The following is a 19,294-nucleotide window of genomic DNA, read 5'->3' as shown; positions in this document are numbered from 1 at the left end:
ATACAAATATACCAAAAAATGGTGTTTTAGAACTTAACCGTGAACACTTCCCCGTCATGAGCCATGAAAACGGTATCACCAGCCTGAATTTCCGCTTTTGCATTGCCCGTAAAGGAGCCAAATGCCTGAAGCACCGCCATCTTTTTGCTGAAGAGAGAGCAGCCGAGCCGAAGTCTTTCCCTTCCTCTCCCCTTAAGAGTAATCCCGGGATGGAGGTGACCGCACAGCACATAATAACCCTCCCTCGGTTCGGGATAGTGCTTCAGAAGAAACTTATCCCTGACAATCAGTTCCTGAAACACCTTTATTAGCGGAATCTCGGGTATTCCGTCGGATGAAACATCGTGATTCCCCATGAGAAGGGTAAACTCCACATCTTTGTTTGAGTTGAACCAGTCCCTTAGCAAAGTCAGCACTTCGGGGGTCTTTGAAGCTCTGTGATGGATGAGGTCGCCGAGGAAAGTCACCTTTTTTGCCTGTGTCAGTTGAAGTGCATCTGATAATCTTTTGAGGTCGTCCCTTGTGTTTCCCTCGGGAATCGGTATCCCCGTGGCTCTGAACGCCGCACTTTTTCCAAAATGTGTATCTGATACGAGCAGTGTCTCTTCCTCAAGCCAGTAAACAGCTCTCTGCGGGAGGGCAATAAACGATGAATCGAAAATTTTTATAGATGGAAAATTTAACATGAGGTGTGCAATTTACGAAATACTTACTTTTCGGCGGCAGTTTCAAGTCCCGCTACAAGTCTTGCAATTCTGTCGGCAAGCCTTTCAGTCGTCAGTTTTTCCCTCAATCTGTTTACAAGAAGGGGAAACGCAAGGGGTGTGATGTACGGAATTTTTATGATCTTTTTTCTGCATTCAGCCATTTTTTTGATTGCTGAAATCATCCGTTTTTCTTCAAGTTGAGTTTCAAGCACCTCCCTCGAAGCCTGTTGAATGAGCAAATTTCCGGGATCATATTTCGTCAGCACTTCGTACAGAAGGGAGCCCGACGCCTGAATCTGTTTTGGTTTTTTACTGCTGCCGGGATATCCCTGAAAGATCAGACCTGCAATTCTTGCAATATCGCGAAACTTCCGTCGCGCCATTTCGGAAGTATTGGTCACCTCAAGCACATCTTCCACGATATTGTCCGTCGAAAGAAGGTACCCGAGGGCCTCCCCGTCGAGGTCATATTCATGGTTTGAGAGAATCTCGAAGCCGTAATCATTTGTGGAGAGCGAGAAAGACGCCGGTGACATTTTCGAAAGTCTGTGCGCAAGAAGTGATGCAAGCCCCTCGTGCACCAGCTTTCCTTCAAAGGGATAAAAAAAGATGTGGTACCCCTCGACTGTCTTTTTCGTTTCTATAAGCAGTTCATCTTCAACGGGAATCGCCGACCATTTTTTCTGAAGCTTAAGAAGAGGGACAATTGCCGACATTTCGACGCTGTCTATTTCCCCCTGAAGTGCCTCCCTTAGCTTAATTCTTACCTCACTTGCGAGTTCTGTCGAAAGGGGCATCCTGCCTCCCATCCACTGGGGAATCGGACCTTTGTTTTTCTCTGAACTTTTCACATAGAGCACCATCTCTTTCATTTTCTGATATTCGAGAGTCCTGCCTGCGAAAATGAATGAGTCGCCTTTTTTCAGTTTTGCCGCAAAACTTTCCTCCAGGGTGCCAATCGTTCCACCATTCATAAACTTAACCACCACCTCCGATTCAGAAGTTATGGTACCTATCGACATTCTGTGCCTTCGTTTCAAGGCTTCATCCACAACGGTGAAAACTCCATCCCGTTTTATCAGTTTGGAGTATTCCTTATATGCCCTGAGGGCTCTTCCTCCCTGAATTACGAACTCCATAGTCCAGTCCCATTCCTCTTCCGTGAGATTGCGGTAGAACCACGATCCCTTCACTTCAGCGAAGAGTTTTTCACTCTCAAATCCCGAGCCTGCAGCTACTGTTACGATGTGCTGAGCGAGTACATCGAGAGGTTTTTCAATTGGAATGCGGGGCTCTATTTTGTTTTTTGCTATCCCGGCTCTTGCGGCAGCAAACTCAATCAGTTCAAAGGAGTTTGTGGGAACACAATAAATTCTGCTTTTTGCTCCCGGCTGATGCCCCGATCTCCCTGCCCGCTGCAGAAGGCGTGCTATTCCTTTGGGGGAACCGACTTGTATTACCGTATCAACGGGAGAAAAATCGACTCCGAGGTCGAGACTGGAAGTGCAGACGACACATTTCATTTTCCCCTCTGCAAGGAGTTTCTCCACTGCATTTCTGCTCTCTTTATCCATGGAACCGTGGTGCAAGCCGAGCATCCCCGCCCACTCTGTTTTTTGATCGAGAATGTTATGATACCAGATTTCCGCCTGTGACCGTGTGTTGGTAAAAAGTAGTGAAGAGCCCGATTTTTCAATTATAGAAATCACAGGTTCAAGCATGGTTATTCCAAGGTGCCCTGCCCGCGGGAACCTCTCGATCACTTTGGGCAAAACCGTTTCCATCTCCACTTCCTTTGCACACCCCGACCCGATCACCACCTTTTCCCCTGTATGATCTCCGAGTAAAACTTCCAGCGAGGTGGCGGTATTTCCCAGAGTGGCAGATACGCCCCATATTTTGACGCCGGGAGCTGCTGAACGGATTCTGCTTAAACCAAGTCCCGTCAAAACTCCCCGTTTTGATCCAAGCAGTTCGTGCCACTCGTCAATCACAACAGCTTTGAGTCCCGAAAATCTCTCCTCAAATCCGGGGTACGATATCATCAGTGAGAGGGATTCAGGAGTTGTAATGAAAATTGTTGGAAGCTTTTCAGATTGTCGTTTCCTCGTGGATTGGGAAGTGTCGCCCGTCCTCATACCGACACTGAAATGAGGGCAAAGTTCGGCGGTTGCAAGCTCGATCGACTTCAGAGTATCGTTCGCAAGCGCTCTTAGCGGAGTAATCCAAAGCAGTTTTATTGGCGGAGAGGAAGATAAATTCCGATCCTGCTTTTGTCCTCTTTTTTTCGGAGTTTCGTTTTTGGCGGCTTTTACTTTTTTGTTGAAGTCAGGGGAGTTCATCTCCTCAATTAATGGTCCGAGGAGAGCTGCGTATGTTTTCCCCGTACCTGTGGAGGTATGAATCAGTCCGCTTTTACCCTCACAGTATGCAGTCCATGCCTCCTCCTGAAAAGGGAAAGGTCTCCACTTCATGGTCCTGAACCACTTCTTTACTCTTTTGTGTCCGTAAGAATCGACTATCGGGTTTTCCTCACCGTGGAATAATTCTTGAATAATATTAAAATAACGGTTTTACTGCAATAGTTCAAATTTATTTTTGTTAAATGAGGACTTTGTCAAGACTGATGAATAGTGCGGGAAGGTATTGATTGGTTTGTGTACAAATAATTTTGTATTTTCGGTGACATAAAGTGTTAAAATTGCAAAAAGGAATTTAGCGTGAGTAACAAAGAAATTTTGGAAAGAATAGAGATAAACCCCAGTATCTGCCACGGTAAACCGGTAATTCGCAATACAAGAATCCCGGTCTCACTAATTCTTGGTTTTCTTGCAGCAGCACAATCATTCGAAGAAATTCTTTATGAATACCCGGGCTTGACAAGAGAAGATATTTCTGCTGCCATAGGTTATGGCAGTTATCTTGCCGGTTTCGAAACGCTTAACTACGAAAATCTTGCTTCATGAATGTTTTCGTTGATGAAAATATCCCCCTCAGCATAATTCAACTCCTGACATCAGCAGGATATACAGTTTGGGATTTGCGAAATACGGAACATCAAGGTTTGGAGGATGACAAAGTCTTTCAACTCGCTCAAGGAAAATCCGCCTTTTTTGTCACAACTGACAAGGACTTTTTCCATACTGTTCCATGGAATTTTTCCAGCCACTGTGGTGTAGCAATCCTGGCATTAAGGCAACCAAATACTCACACTCTTAGAGAGAAAATGGAATGGTTGCTCAATAATTTTCAGTTATCCAATCTCAAAAACAAGGTTATCCTCCTCAGAGACAATACATATACCGTGATTTAGTAAAGAACACTTAACCGGTATCACAAGACATCAAAATTTAATCTTCCCCCCCTCTCCAAACAATATTTCCCTGAATGGAACCAACCTCAGAAAATAGATGTTATAACATATATTGACATTCACAGTTTAAAATCAGGAAACAAAATGGAAAAGAATCTTTTATCAGAAGTAACGGTTGGCAGACTTAATCTTAAGAACAGAATGGTTATGGCACCGATGACAAGAAGTCGCGCTCCCCAAAATCTTGCCACGGAATTGATGGCAAAATACTACAGTCAGCGTGCTTCTGCCGGATTGATAATCACCGAGGGAACTCAAATATCGGAACAGGGTGTCGGCTATCCCTGGACACCGGGGATTCATACACCGGAGCAGGCGGAAGCCTGGAAGGTGGTAACAGATGCAGTACATGAAGAGGGGGGCAGAATTTTCGCCCAGATCTGGCATGTAGGCAGAATCTCCCACCCCGTTTTCCACAATGGTAATTTACCCGTTGCTCCTTCGGCAATCGGAGCCACCGGTAAACATTTTACCCACAAGGGAATGCTCGATCTCGAGACTCCAAGGGCTCTGGAGCTTCACGAAATCCCGATGGTAGTTAACGATTATGCCAAGGCTGCACTTCTTGCTTTGGAGGCGGGATTCGACGGTGTGGAAATTCATGGCGCAAACGGATATCTTGTCGACCAGTTTATCAACTCAAACAGCAACAAAAGAGATGATATTTATGGCGGAAGTGTAGAGAACAGGGGAAGATTCGCTCTTGAAGTGGTGGAAACTGTAGTTAAAGCCGTTGGTGCAGAGAGAGTCGGGATAAGACTTTCCCCCGGTGGTGTAACAAGCGGAATGCTTGATGAGAATCCGGTTGAATCGTATGGTTTTGTAATAAAAAACCTGAACCGGTTCGGTCTCGCTTATCTACATTTAATGGAACCCCTCGCTCCAATAGACGGACTTCCTCAATATCAGATATTTAAGCAGGGAGTTGCAAAAACATTCAGACCGCTGTATAACGGAACCATAATAATTAACGGCGGATACAACAAGGAGAAGGGAAATGCGGTAATTGCAGCGGGTGATGCCGATCTCGTTTCTTTCGGTGTACCTTTCCTCTCAAATCCCGACCTCCCCGAAAGGTTCAGACTCGATGCCCCATTGAATGAGGTGATGGGGAAAGAGACTTTTTACGGCGGCGGCGAAAAAGGATATACCGATTATCCGACTTTGATGGCTGAAGCTCTGAAGGCTGAGGGCTGAATTCCTGAAGTTTGAAGTCAGAAGTATGAAGTTTGATAATTGAACTTCTGAAGATTGAATTCACGGCTGTCTCGAGAGGGGCAGCCTTTTTTATGAAACAGCGACAACTTCCCTTTTTTTCATATCTTTGGGTTTTACTCTTAACTTATTTGGTGAAGTTGTGTTAAAATCTTTCTTTCTCTCCCTAGTCGTTGCCATTTCTCTTTTTACATCCGGTTATGCCCAAAGAGGCGGTGATCTTGTTCCCGGCGAAATAATCATTCAGTTGAAACCTGCTGCGGAAGCATCGAATGTGGTTCCTGATTTCAAATCATTTGATCTGAAAACAGAGAGGCTGCTTTCCCGAAGAATGAACATCTGGCTGATGAGTTACAATACCCAAAAAGCCAGCGGGGACGATGTTTTATTCTCTTTGAGAACCCACCCTTTGGTGAGTATCGTTCAGTATAACCACTATATGGATATAAGGGATGACCGAAATTACACGGAAAGAAACCCTGATGCTTCGGCACCAAAAGAGACAGACGAAAGAAGCACCCTCCCGAATGATCCGAGATTCAATGAACAGTATGCACTTAACAACACAGGACAAAGCGGCGGAACTCCCGATGCGGATATAGATGCCCCGGAAGCCTGGGACTATTCTACAGGAGGGGTAACAGCACTGGGAGATACCATAGTGGTAGCTGTGATTGACGGCGGGGCACAACTTAACCACCCCGACCTCGACTTTTGGGTGAACCGTTTTGAGATTCCAAACAACAGCATTGACGATGATCAGAACGGTTATGTTGACGATTATCTCGGTTGGAACGCCTACTCAAACAACGGAACCCCCGGCGGTGACAGTCACGGAACGCATGTCTCGGGAATTGTAGCCGCAAGAGGGAACAATGCCCTTGGGGTATCGGGTGTCAACTGGAAAACCAAGGTGATGATTATTGCAGGATCATCCTCGTCAGAGGCAACCGTCGTTGCAGCTTATGCCTTTGCACTTGAACACAGAGCAACTTATAACGAAACAAACGGTGCAAAGGGAGCATTCGTGGTTTCAACCAACTCCTCTTTCGGTGTGGATTATGGACAGCCTGTTAATTATCCGATCTGGTGCGCAATGTATGACTCTCTCGGTAAATATGGTATTCTCAGCTGCGGTGCCACTGCCAATCTCGGTATCAATATCGATCTTCAGGGGGACATCCCAACTGCATGCCCAAGCAATTGGCTTGTAAGCGTTACGAACACAACAAGAACTGACACCCGCAATTCGGGTGCAGGGTACGGACTGACAACGATTGATCTCGGTGCACCCGGAACATCAGTTCTCTCGACAGACCAGACATCCACATACACAACCAAAACGGGAACCTCGATGGCGACCCCCACGGTTGCAGGTGCAATTGCACTTATGATATCTGCTGCAAATCCAGGACTTCTGCAGGCATACAAAACCAATCCGGGAGCAACGGCTCTCCTTTTCAAACAGTATCTTTTGGATGCGACCGACCCGATTCCTGCTCTTTTGGGTCAGACTGTAACTGGCGGGAGGTTAAATGTTTATAATGCAGTTCTTGCAGTCGGAACTCCACCTGACACAGTGCCACCAACCCGGATTACGGATCTTGCAGTTTCAGAACCAACATCGGGGAGTCTCAAACTGACCTGGACTGCCCCGGCAGATACTTCACGAAACGGTGTGGTTTCATATTTAATCAGAAGAGCAACTTCACCGATATTAACCCAGACAGATTTTGAGAATGCCACACCTTTGGCTTTTCAGGGAAATCCAAAACCTTCGGGTCAGCAGGAAGCTCTTGTTGCAGAAAATCTCCCTCACTCGACAGCTCAATATTTTGCCATTCGATCACAGGACAACTGGGGCAACACTTCCCTTATCTCAAATTCCGCAGCGGGGACAACTCTTCAAGCCCCTTCTCTTCTGGTTTCGACGAGGAACCTGATAAGAACCATACAGTCGGGTACATCGGCAGTGGATTCGATAATTATCACCAATTCTTCGGCAAACCCTTCAACACTTTCATACAGCGTTGAAATGATAAACAACACATTCCCGCAGGGGAGTCTCTCCCTTTCATTATTGGGGGTCAATAAAGATGACTTTAGTCAGATAATTAAATTTGCCGATAAAAACAAACCTGAATCAAGATTCGGGTACGCAATCGAGGGCGCCGGTGGACCCGATTCCGCCGGATACAAATGGATCGACAGCCGGGAACCAAACGGACCTGTTTTCAACTGGGAGGATATCTCAACCACAGGTACGGAACTTACAAACTGGATTCAGACGGGTACCTACAATGCAAAAGATGAAGGATACGCCGCCGTAAACCTGGGATTCAACTTTAAGTTTTACGGGCTGACCACCTCGACCGTTTATGCAGGATCAAACGGTTTTGTCAGTTTTGCAATACCAACCGTTAACTCTTTCACAAATGCGACAATTCCAAATTCTGCAAATCCGAACGGACTTATGGCAGCGTTTTGGGATGACCTGGATGGAACTGATGGCGGACAGGTTTTCTACAAAAACTCCCCTGACAAGACCATAATCCAATATAAAAACTGGAAAAACTACGCGAGTGCAACATCAAGCCTGAACTTTCAGATTATTCTCTTTAATTCGGGAAAAATCGTTTATCAGTATCAAAACATGACAGGCACGCTTACCTCAAGTTCTGTCGGAATTGAAAATCAGACGGGGAGCACAGGACTTGGTGCCGCCTACAATTCATCTTTCATCCAGAATAATCTCGCTGTGCGGTTTCAGGCTCAACCTGAATGGGTAACGGCAACAAATCTTGCGGGATTGTTATACAACGGAAACTCTTCAGCAGTCAGACTCGCAATGTCGGCAGTCGGCATCCCGCTCGGAACATACACAATGGATATTCTGATCAGATCGAATGATCCCGTAAAACCTGTTGATACGGTAAAAGTAACGATGATTAACTCCTCGGAAATACCCGTTGAACTTGTTTCTTTCACCGGCAGCGTATCCAACGGACGGATAAAACTGGACTGGACAACAGCGACAGAAACCAACAATTTTGGCTTTGAAATTGAAAGAAACAGCGGGAACGGAATTTGGGAGAAAGCGGGCTTTATAAAAGGAAAAGGAACCACCACCACCCGCAACGACTACTCATTTACAGATGAGGGAATTTCTGCCGGGAAATATCAGTATCGCCTGAAACAAATGGACAATGACGGAACCGTCTCCTTTTCAGATATGGTAAATGTGGATCTTACACTCCCTGATAAATTCTCACTCGATCAGAACTATCCAAATCCGTTCAATCCATCCACCGTTATACGATTCAGTTTACCTGTTTCGGCGCCCGTTACGCTTGTCGTATATAATTCGTCAGGTGAGAAAATCGAAACTCTGATAAACAAACAAATGGAAGCGGGATACCATTCAGTAAACTTTAACGCTTCCCGGTTCCCAAGCGGAATTTATCTGTGTGAACTGCGGGCGGGCAGGTTTGTTTCCGTGAACAAGATGCTTTTGATGAAGTAGAACCCCGGAACCTCAGAACTTCAGAACCTCAGAACTTGGGAGTTCTGAAGTTCTAAAAGATGGCAGCCTTTTTTGTTGTCAGGTGTAAACAGACTTGGAAGCCACAAGTCTCCTCGAATATAACACAGAAACAAAGGCTTTCTAATTCAATTAAATAATTTATATTTGTACTATTAATTATTAATAAATCAATGTTAATTTAATCGAAACAGCAAGTCGTCTCCTTGGGACGGATGTTGACTTCAGTTAAAGTGCGAAAGTGGATTAATTTTCTCCGCGAAGATGTGAATCAGCATTAAGACCATTCAGCCGGATTCTGTTTTCGGAACCTGAAGCAGGGTTCCGTGAATATTTTTGATGATCTATTAACGATACGCGGAGCAAACTATGAAGACCGTACAGTTGCAACTGTTTTTGTTGCTGATAACATTAAATGTTTACGCACAGAGACCTGATTCAATCCTCACAGGGACATATCTTACTTCTACACCTGACAAATGGTTTACTCTCTACAATTATTCATTAGTAAAGTCTCTTGGATTCAACACTATACTGCAAAGGGCAGTAGTTCCCATTTCAGGCAAACAGACATCAAATTTTGACAGCCTTGGTTACTTTCAAAACATCATCGCATTAAATGATTCCGTAAAAGATAATGTATTCCATGAACCTAATGCAGACTGGGTATATTATTTAAGCAATGCACTTTATTCGAAATGGGTGCCTGATCAAAATTTTATTCCGGATTTGAAAGGTGATACGGGGCTCCGTAAACTATTTGGAACTGTGACAAGTGATGGTGTTACTACAGGGACGGATACAAGTTTTACCGGTAAATTGTTTATAGACGGACCAAATTATGGTCAGTACAGAAAATATGTTTACACCAACAAGTATAATTCAAACGGATTAATAAACTACACCGTTGTTTTCCGGTTGAAGAACATTCAGTCAATCGGGGCAGGAGAAGAGGTGTGCATGATACAGGCAGTAATAGGAGCGGGACCGGATTCGATAGTATTAGCGGAAAAAATAGTTACAAAAAGTATGCTGGGAGAAGGCTACACGGATATCAGTATGGAATACGACTACAGCCAGGATACTCTTCCCCAAGGCGGGAGGGGAGATTTGCCACTGCCACCGACGACAATAGCTCCGGGAGAGGGTGTTGAAGATTCATACTTTCGTGAGAGTAGAAGAATCCGCTTCAAAGTCATATGGCTTGGTAATGCGGAACTGGGTTTGAAGCATGTTGAAGTCTATGATAACAGCATATGGAAATATTATTTTGTTAAATTTAAGAATCTGAGAGATCAAAAGCTTAATGAATATCTATCAAGATTCAGCGGACTTCAGCCAAATTTGAAGTATTTTATAACACTTAATGAGCCCAATTCACTCGATTCTTATTACCCGATAAAGACACTTCAGTCTGTGCTTGATTCCCTTGGATCACAAGTCTCGTTGATGACTCATTTTTACCCAGGATGGGACAATATGAGGGAATCAGGCAATGCATTGGGCAGTTGGTACAAGTATGTAAAACCAAGACGGCTAATGTATTGGTATTTCCCTTATGGGGTAAACACACCCTCCGAAAACGGTCTCTATTTTTACGGAAGTACATTTGCTTCTACCTCACGGCTGAAATCGGGTCAAAACGAATCTGTCAAAAAACTTGTATTGTTAAAATGAGGGAGAGGGTGATGAAAAATCTGGTAGGAGTAACAATAGCACTTGCACTGATAATGTCACTAAGCAGTAGTGCTGAGAGACGATATGTCAGCAAGACCGGGAACAGTACACCACCATACACGAGTTGGGAGACTGCAGCCGACAGTATTATGAAGGTGATGAGAATATCGGGTATTGGTGATACGGTTATAGTCGGAGACGGTATCTATACAGAGGTTGTAAGGTTTAGTGCAGGAGTTGTGTTGTTGGGGCTTGGATGGGATAACACATGGATCCAGATTCCGCAGGATTCGACTACCGGTATATGGATGGAAAACGATTGTAGCATAAGTAATCTGAAGGTTGTTGGTTGGGGGATGTTTGAAGAATTTCATACAGGTATATATTCATATAGAAAAGGGGGGCTAAGGATGAAAATCCGGATTCAAAATATCAAAGTGTCAGATTGTGGAGCCGCAATCCATGCCACTGCTTTCGGGTTCAGTAATATTGACACAGTTTTTGTGCAGAACAGCGTCATTGATTCGTCTTTGATGGGATTTGTTGCCAACTCCACCAAATGCTTTGTATCCAACAATTACATTACAACTAGTGAAAATTGTATTTACTTTGCGGTATTATCCGAGGTCGATGTTTACAACAACATCCTTGTGGCGGCGCCATATAATCGGTTAAGTGACAACTTTAAGATAACTATTTGGGCAGACAACCGTCCTTCCAGGATCCATAATAATCTGATTATCAGTCTGTTCCCAAATGTGACTGAATACAGTGTCGGTTCAGAATTGGGACCAGATACAATAAACAATAATGTATATATCGGAAATTTTGGTAAAGTTATTAATACCAACGGTACTTCAAGTTATCGTGACATCTTCAACAACCAAATATCAGGCGGCAAGTATTACGGATTCAACGGAGAGAGTCCTCTAAGATTCAATAATTTTTGGAACAACCGTGTAAACTGGCGATCGACAGGTGGTGCCTCAGTCGACACCATCTCAAACATCACCCGGTTTCCGATGTTCGCCGACGAGACTAAAGATTATCATCTTCAGGCTTACTCTCCTCTTATAGATGCGGGCGATACGCTCGTAAAAGACCCTGACGGAACAAGAAGCGACATTGGCATGTACGGAGGGCGCGACGGTAAATCGTACACTTATCTTGATCTTGCCCCACTTGAACCGAGAGGTATAGCAGCAACAGTTGCGGGTGATACTATCCGGATTGACTGGAAGAGGAACCACGAGAGTGATTTTAAGCAGTATCTTGTCTTTGGGGACACAACACAAGGATTCAATTCAGATTCATTAAGTCTGATTGCAAGAACAACTGATACATCCTTCACAAAGATCATCCAGGGATTCAGCGGAGGTTATTACCTCAGATTGAGATCAGAAGACAATCAGGGGAATGTATCAGAGGAAAGTGAAGAGATCAGGATCATCCCGGTTGGGATAACCGGGGAGGGCCATGAGGTTGTACAGGATTATCAACTGTTTAACAACTACCCGAACCCGTTTAATCCTGAAACAGTGATAGGATACAGGTTGAAGTCACCCGGAAGAGTGATACTGACGGTTTACACAATAACGGGAGAACCTGTGAGGGTATTGCAAGACGGGGAGATGCCATCCGGATACCATGAGACAAAGTTCAGAGGTGACGAACTTGCCAGTGGGATTTATCTCTACAAGATAGATGTGAGATCACCGGAAGGAGTACCTGTTTACTCATCTGTCAGGAAAATGTTGCTCTTGAAGTAGCGGAAGATCGCAGTTGCAGAGCTTCAGAGTTTCAGAACCTCAGTACTTCGGAATTACTGAGGTTCTGAGGTTCTTCGAGCCATTTTGTTTTAAAGACTAATATTATTATTTTGAATATTCAAAATAGAATCATAAAACAAATCGGAACAATTCATCGGACAGATAAATGAGAAATGGAGTAATATCAGTTTTAAGTTTGATTTTTGTGATCATTCTTGCCCTTCCCTTAAAATCACAGGTACCGGACGGGATACTTTTCGGGAAAAATTTTGCACAAAACAGCTTTTGGAATATATCTGAACCCGATGAAAGCCAAATTGACTGGGAGAAACTATTCTCTCACGGTATCCATAATGTTTGGGAAGCAGAAGGAGGCAGTGGTGGCAATTTTTCCGGCACTGTCAGAATGAACCGTGACTCCAATTACACAACTGTCATAAGCGATCAATCGGGGAGTTATGTCAAAACCAAATTACCTGAAAAGTGGCTGACAGACACAACCTGCAACAAAACCCGCCAGGAAATCACACTCGTTGAAGGTCCATTTATTTATCAGGAAAAGGATTACAGCTTTACAAATCTGCCGGGACTTCCAAATTCAATGCTGATACAATATCTGGCACAATTTAAGTTAAAGGGAGGAGGAAGGCCTGATTCGAACATCACGGTTTGTTCATTACGGGTGAATCTGAACCTGACAGACATATCAGGAAAGACGACAACCGTCACATTAGCGGGAAAGGAAGTAAAACGGGAAGATTTGTCTGATGAGTATTTTACGCTGATCATTCTTCCATACGATTTGCGAATAATAAGCAGTCCCAATAACAGTTCATCCGGTACAATCGACCCGCAAAGCATAAAATCGATGAATATATCGTATGCAGTTGTACTTCCTGAAGGTATCAGCACAGTGACCCACGGAGAACTTTACATCGATAATATTGAAGTGATGGATGAGTTAATCTGGTATGTTTACGGCAGAGACAAGGAAAGAATCCTGGAACGCTTCTCGCTGAAGAACGGCCAAATGCTCAGTAAGACGAACAGCAATATAAAATCAGGATACCTCAACAAAAAAGATGAGATTGCTGAGAAGGGTCACTCCGGACGGACTCCTCATTCAGGGAGTGGTCGGGCTGTTGTGCCAACAATCCGCTATGTGAAAGCGGGCAACCCGACACCTGTGTATCCATACACAAGTTGGGCGACTGCATCTGACAGTATACAGAAAGTTGTGGACATGTGTGAGAGCGGAGATACGATACTGATCGGGACGGGTATCTACAGGGAACAGGTGGTATCAGAACACCAAGGGAGAGACCTTGCGATAATCGGTATTGATGTTGACAGTTGCATTGTGGATTTGAGTGGGTTTCCTCAGTTTCAGTTTTTACAAGCTTTTAAGGTAACTGATAATCTGTATCTTGAAAATTTGACCATTAGAACATACAGCTACCTGAATAATCACTCAGGCGTGTATTTGCCACTGTTTAGAGATTCTACTCACATCAATATAAGAAACAATAAATTTATCGGTGGATTTTACAGGGGGATATGGACCAATCTTGCAACCGGCACAATCACCGGTAATTTTGTAGCGAGATCAACTTTTGGAATCGATGTTGTTACAAGACCAAATACACTACAATCAATGAGTGTATCAAACAATCTGGTTTATCGTTGTTCCCATCCAATTGCTGGTTCATATGGGCGATTTTATAATAATATAATTTTGGAATTTTCAAATGCCGGCATATACATACCTTTATTTGGAGGAGCAGGTCGATTCTATAACAATCTTATGGTTGGTAAAAATGGTGAAGGAACACATGGCTTGGATGAGGCGAGCGGTTTATTCGAAAACAACATTATTCTGAATTGTAGAGTAGCTGTATATCCTTGGAGCGTGCAACCATTACATCTAATAAATAACAACATCGATTCATGTGGCACAATCTTCGATCTTTCAAATTCAGGAGTAGTTTCAGGCAACATCAGTTACAACAACTTCTATGGCAACGGCACAATATCCAATGATATTTCAAAACTTAATCCCGATACTCTGATCTACACTTCATTTGACCCGATGTATGAGGGTACCGACAGCAGCAACTACCGTCTTCAGATGTATTCCCCCCTCATAGATGCCGGTGACCCGACCATCCTTGATGTTGACGGAACCAGAAGTGACATCGGAAGGTATGGAGGTCCCTACGGTCAGAGATACGAATATCTTGATCTTGCACCCAAAAAACCAAGGTTTACTCTTGTTACCTCACCCCCGACCCCTCTCCTAAAAGACGAGGGGAGAATGGAGATTCACTGGCGGGGAGGTACAGAGGCAGATTTCAATTCATTCTCACTTCACAGGGATAGAGACCCGTATTTCATCCCGGGAGAATTAAACAGAATATATACAGGCAGAGACACAATGTTTACCGATTCACTCTCTGACCCGACAGGAAACTATACATACAAAATTACAGCGAAGGATAATCAGGGACTTGTAAGTAAATGGGACAGTGTAACGGTGGTACTGACAGATATCGCAGAAGGCGGAGAACTTTCACCCAAGGGAGTGGTACTCTACCAAAATTATCCCAACCCGTTCAACCCATCCACAACAATAAGATTCAGGCTTGAAGAACCGGGAGAGGTGATACTGAGAGTTTACGATGTAAACGGGTCAACCGTTGCGGTATTGAACAACGGCTGGCTACCTGCAGGAGAGCATGAGAGGGACTTCACCCCGGGAAAGACAGGAACGATGAATGACATGGCATCAGGGGTCTATTTCTACAACCTCACAGTAAGGGATGAAAACCTGAAACCCGTGTTCATCCGGTCGGATAAGATGCTTTTTGTGAAGTGAGTACCTGAGTACTTGATTATCTGAGCACGAATATCCAAATCCATCACTCAGGTACTCAAGTACTCAAGTACTCCTGAGGTTCCTAAGCTCTGAGGTTCTTAAAAAAATCAGCTCTTCTTTTTACCTGAAGTTGATTTTTTGATCTTTGGCTGAGCCGGTTTTTTTGATTCCGGCTTTTCTGTTTTCTTCGTCTTTGCTAATGGCTTTGCTTCTGCTTTAACTTTTTTTGTTTTTGCCTTCACTGTTTTTGCCGGTTTTGCTGTCTTTACAGGTTCAACTTTTGGCTGATAGATGGAATCGTGAAGCTTTGGAATCGCCTGAAGGAACGGCTCAAATCTGTATCCTGAGTGGATGGCGAGATCTACGAGACCTTCCACATATTGTGACATCGTCTTAATGCTTTGAGTAAAATCTTTCGATTTGAAAAGTTTGAAGATGCTTACAGGGTCTTTCGTTTTTTCGGAATTTTTCCTGACGACCCGTTCCGCATGCCTTAATCCATTTAGTGTATAAATCCAGGTCATCAACTGAACAAACTGTTCTTTGCTGAAGTATTTAATTCCCTGAAATTCATTCACACCGATGAATGCCTTCACTTCCTTCGTCTGGAGAAGAGTTATTGTAGGCAACTGGTCATTCAGTGATTCCTGCTTCCCTTCGGGATTAAATATACCTTTTCGGGTATAAACATTCTCACTTGATTCAAGAATTCTAAGTAAATCGAATTCGTATTTGGCTTCCTGATACTTGTCGCCAAGTCTGATTATCGACTGCCACAGCGGTTTTTCCAAAAGAAGCGAGTCATACAGTTCGACAGGTTTTTCACCCGTTGCCTCCTCGATTGTAATAAGGAGTCTTTTCACCACAGTATAGAGAATCAGAATATCGGTGTATATCTGGTGTTCCTCTTTTTTGTTCAGGAGCCAGAAGTTATCAATTCTCGCAGAACCTTTCACACCATCGCTCTGACTGTCGATAAAATTGGCGTATCCTTTAAGAACCAGCAATTCCTTTTTGAGAGATGACATTACAATGTTGCCGTTGAACTGTACTTTTTTGTACTCCGCAATCCTGTTCAGAACATTCCCAAACCTCATCGTGAAAGTTGTGCTGAATTCATTGATTGGCTGAGGATCAGGAACCAGACCGGCGAACTTCTTCATTTCAAGCAATATTTCCTTGTTGAAGAATTCCATTACGGCATGATGAACATTTATCAGATTCAGTTCCAGCAGGGTGAGTGCGAGAGATGGTGTGCCCTGTCCGTGCAGAAACTGATTGAGACGCAACCAGCTTCCATCAGTGTCAAACACTTCTCTGAAGCCGACATAGACATGATATTCATAACCGTTCAGCGTCATTCCAAAGCCGTCATCATCGATTTCCCTGCCCGACTTGATGTATTCAAGGCCAGTTATCATATCCTTAAAGGTGTAGTAATAACCGTCGTATCTTTTCAGTTGAAGTGCGGTTGAAAGAGACTTAAACTCAAGTTCGTTGGGAGAGACTTTCTGATCTTCAACATTTGAGGCTTCCCAGTTATCTTCGGTTGCGGCGGAATCGAGATACTGTGGTTTTACCCTTTTTCCGACGGAATTTTTAATCATTCCCGAAGTGTGGAAGAAAGAATTGTTGAAGAAGACGAGAGTTTTTTCCTCACCAAACCTGTTGGTGAACGCAAGGACATTTTCGTTTACATGACGGTAGTCGTCGTGGAAATCGAAGAGTTCGAAATTCTTAACTTGTGAGAAGAGGTAGCGTTTTTTAAGGAGAGGGAAAATTTCCTTACGGTGTCTTTCAACGAGGTGGTCGTCCACAAACTCATTGTAATATGCCTTCCGGTATTCCATTCCGTATTTTTCGGTAAAGCCTTCTATCTGTCCGTGGGCAAACATCGGAAGTCCGGGAAGTGTCGCCATCATGACGCAGATACCGAAATATTTGTCGCCTTTACCAAACTGGTTGATCGCAGTTTCTTCATCAGGATTGCTCATGAAGTTTACATACCGTTTAAGAATCTCGGGATCGAATTCTATCGTATTTCTGATGAGATTCCGGTATTTGTCGTTTTCTTCCTTCATGAACATGTGCATGAAGGCGGAGTTGTAAACCCTGTGCATGCCGAGGCTTCTTACAAAGTAACCCTCCATCAGCCAGAATGCTTCTGCGAGAAGGAGTGTGTTTGGCATCTCCTCGTTGAATCTGTCCACCACTTCACGCCAGAATTCCTTCGGCATCATTTTGTGGAAAGTCTGTTTCGATATGGCATAATCTGAACGGGAGGGGATTGCTCCACCGGCACCCGGAGCAGGGAACCACAGCCTTTGATAATGTTTTTTACTTAAAATCATTGCCGCATCGAAGCGAATAATCGAGAACTTTGATGCCACTTTCTGGATGGTTCTTATAAGCTCCTCACGAACGACGGGATCGAGAAGGTTAAGCTGGGCAGTATCGTTCCACGGCATGTTTGTGCCGTCGTTTCCGTGATAGATGTAGCGGGTTTTTCCGTTTCTTCTGTCGATATGCTGGAATACAACTGCCGCATCCTGACGGGTGTAGTAGCGGTCTTCTATTCTGAGTTCTATATCGGGATTGTCGGAGAGATTGGGTCCCGAAAAAGTGTAATTCGGATATGGTGGTTCCTGTGCCTGAATGAAATATTCGGGATGGTCGATTATCCACCTTGAGTAAATTCCTGTGTGGTTTGGCACCATGTCGCTTGCGAGTCTTATCCCGCGGGCAGCACACCTGTCACGAAGATTTTCGTAAGCTCTTTCGCCTCCGAGTTCGGTGGCAATGTCATAATCGTAGAGGGAGTAGGCAGACGAAGCTGCTTCGGGATTTCCGCAAAACTGTTTTATTTTCGCCGAGGCGGTCGATCTTTCCCACACACCAATTAGCCACAGGGCATTAAAATTCCATTTCTGAAGTGCGTCCAGTTCCTCATCCGGAATTTTGTCAAGGGTATCAATTTTTCTCGCGTACTTTCTTGAGAGCTGGTCGAGCCAGACGAGAGTATTCTTGGCGATCATAACAACATTCGGCATCCACTCAATGTCTTCAGTGAACCGCTCTTCCTCGACCATGAAACTGAGTTCCACATCATCAAAATCGATCGGTGCGGGTTGTCCTTTTTTGAGCGACTCTTTCAGTTTGGCTGCATATTCCTTGTTGAAATCGTACTTGGGTACCGGTGGTGTCCCTTTTCCGCCTCCGCCACCCTGGAAGAGTCTTGCATCTTCCTTCAGGAGATCGGAACCGAGGAGGACGAGGTCTTCCAGGGGGAAGTCGAGACCGAGGGGCCAGAATGCCCTGAAACTTTTTAGCTGTTCGACTATTTCGTATGGATTTGAAAGGATTACCGATTCAAGTGCATCGATAAGAGAGATGCCAAAAAACTCTGCCGGTTCTTCTTTTTGGAAGAATGTCTTCGCCTCTTTTATTAGAACCTTATATTTGGTTCCTTCTTCAAGCGGGGCGCTGTTGAACATTTCTTTAAGGGAGTCGAATGCGGGATTTAAGTTTTCGAGGTGAAGAATAATCAATTCTTCAATTATGATTTCTTTGTTGGCTTTTTTGTCTGTGTAGCCGGCGAGGTATTCCTTTACAGTGGAGGTGCCTTTATATACAGAAAGTGGCGGAAAAACCTCCACATACCTTTCGAGCACTTTTGCGAAGTCGTCGCCACCGAGCATTTCGGAGAGATGATTTACGGTACGGGAAAATACGCCGGGATTCTGAACCTGCTCATAATTTCTGAGCACAAGGTGAATGAGTTCGTGCAACAATCCGAGAGCGTTGATCTGCCCGGGTGTTACAAGTTTGTCAGTGAGCTTCTCTTCCGTTCTTTTACGGTTGATTCTCGCCGCAAGTCTCCTTGATGCTGCAAAATTGGCAACAATAAGAGTGCCTGTCTGTGAAAACAGTTCCTCTTCAAATGCGTATTTACCTCTGGCTTCTTTAGAGACATGGAAATAGCGAACGGACTTGTCAAGATCACAACCCGGGTATATCTCCTTTAGCCTTAAAATCATCTTTAAACTCCAAATTTTCAACTTTTCAAAATAAAGTGCGTCACAGCCCGCAATTCTCCTAATATAGATTAGGACAAGTTGAAAATTAAGAAATTTTTCT

General features: G+C 44.1%; 10 protein-coding genes. 7 read left to right on the top strand and 3 right to left on the bottom strand.

Annotated features, from left to right (window positions below):
- Window positions 1-26: 26 nt before the first annotated feature.
- Together pdeM and J0L60_02965 are read right to left on the bottom strand one after the other, a co-directional pair.
- Complete coding sequence (gene pdeM / locus J0L60_02970) at window positions 27-686, bottom strand: ligase-associated DNA damage response endonuclease PdeM (protein ID MBN8545072.1); 660 nt, start codon at window positions 684-686, stop codon at window positions 27-29.
- 23 nt (window positions 687-709) lie between these two features.
- Entirely contained in the window at window positions 710-3,181 is a 2,472-nt protein-coding gene (locus J0L60_02965) for a ligase-associated DNA damage response DEXH box helicase (GenBank protein ID MBN8545071.1), read from the bottom strand.
- 246 nt (window positions 3,182-3,427) lie between these two features.
- On the opposite strand from J0L60_02965, the gene J0L60_02960 reads away from it, so the two are divergent.
- From J0L60_02960 to J0L60_02930, 7 genes are all read left to right on the top strand, one after another.
- The gene (locus J0L60_02960; protein ID MBN8545070.1) at window positions 3,428-3,673 is read left to right on the top strand and encodes a DUF433 domain-containing protein; all 246 of its coding nucleotides are present in this window, start codon (window positions 3,428-3,430) and stop codon (window positions 3,671-3,673) included.
- On the top strand, window positions 3,670-4,020 hold the full coding sequence (locus J0L60_02955) for a DUF5615 family PIN-like protein (protein MBN8545069.1): 351 nt from the start codon (window positions 3,670-3,672) through the stop codon (window positions 4,018-4,020). The genes J0L60_02960 and J0L60_02955 overlap by 4 nt, the downstream gene beginning before the upstream one ends.
- Before the next feature lie 144 nt (window positions 4,021-4,164).
- Window positions 4,165-5,277 carry an alkene reductase gene (locus tag J0L60_02950; GenBank protein ID MBN8545068.1) on the top strand — a complete coding sequence of 371 codons (1,113 nt, stop codon included), beginning with the start codon at window positions 4,165-4,167 and terminating at the stop codon, window positions 5,275-5,277.
- Between the two features lie 160 nt (window positions 5,278-5,437).
- A complete protein-coding gene (locus J0L60_02945) occupies window positions 5,438-8,818 on the top strand; it encodes a S8 family serine peptidase (GenBank protein ID MBN8545067.1) in 3,381 nt (1,126 codons plus the stop codon).
- 387 nt (window positions 8,819-9,205) lie between these two features.
- Window positions 9,206-10,513 (top strand): hypothetical protein, encoded by a 1,308-nt coding sequence (locus tag J0L60_02940; protein MBN8545066.1) that lies wholly within the window; start codon window positions 9,206-9,208, stop codon window positions 10,511-10,513.
- Window positions 10,514-10,524: 11 nt separating this feature from the next.
- Window positions 10,525-12,282, top strand: coding sequence for a right-handed parallel beta-helix repeat-containing protein (locus tag J0L60_02935; protein ID MBN8545065.1), 1,758 nt, complete (start codon window positions 10,525-10,527; stop codon window positions 12,280-12,282).
- Window positions 12,283-12,448: 166 nt separating this feature from the next.
- A complete protein-coding gene (locus J0L60_02930; GenBank protein MBN8545064.1) occupies window positions 12,449-15,157 on the top strand; it encodes a hypothetical protein in 2,709 nt (902 codons plus the stop codon).
- Between the two features lie 107 nt (window positions 15,158-15,264).
- Here the strand turns inward: J0L60_02930 and J0L60_02925 are convergent, their stop codons facing one another.
- Window positions 15,265-19,194 carry an alpha-amylase gene (locus J0L60_02925; protein MBN8545063.1) on the bottom strand — a complete coding sequence of 1,310 codons (3,930 nt, stop codon included), beginning with the start codon at window positions 19,192-19,194 and terminating at the stop codon, window positions 15,265-15,267.
- Window positions 19,195-19,294: the final 100 nt, after the last annotated feature.

Source organism: Ignavibacteria bacterium (genome assembly GCA_017302895.1).
Classification (GTDB): Bacteria; Bacteroidota; Ignavibacteria; order Ignavibacteriales; family Ignavibacteriaceae; genus UTCHB3.
This window is presented reverse-complemented; position numbering and strand designations above follow the sequence as displayed.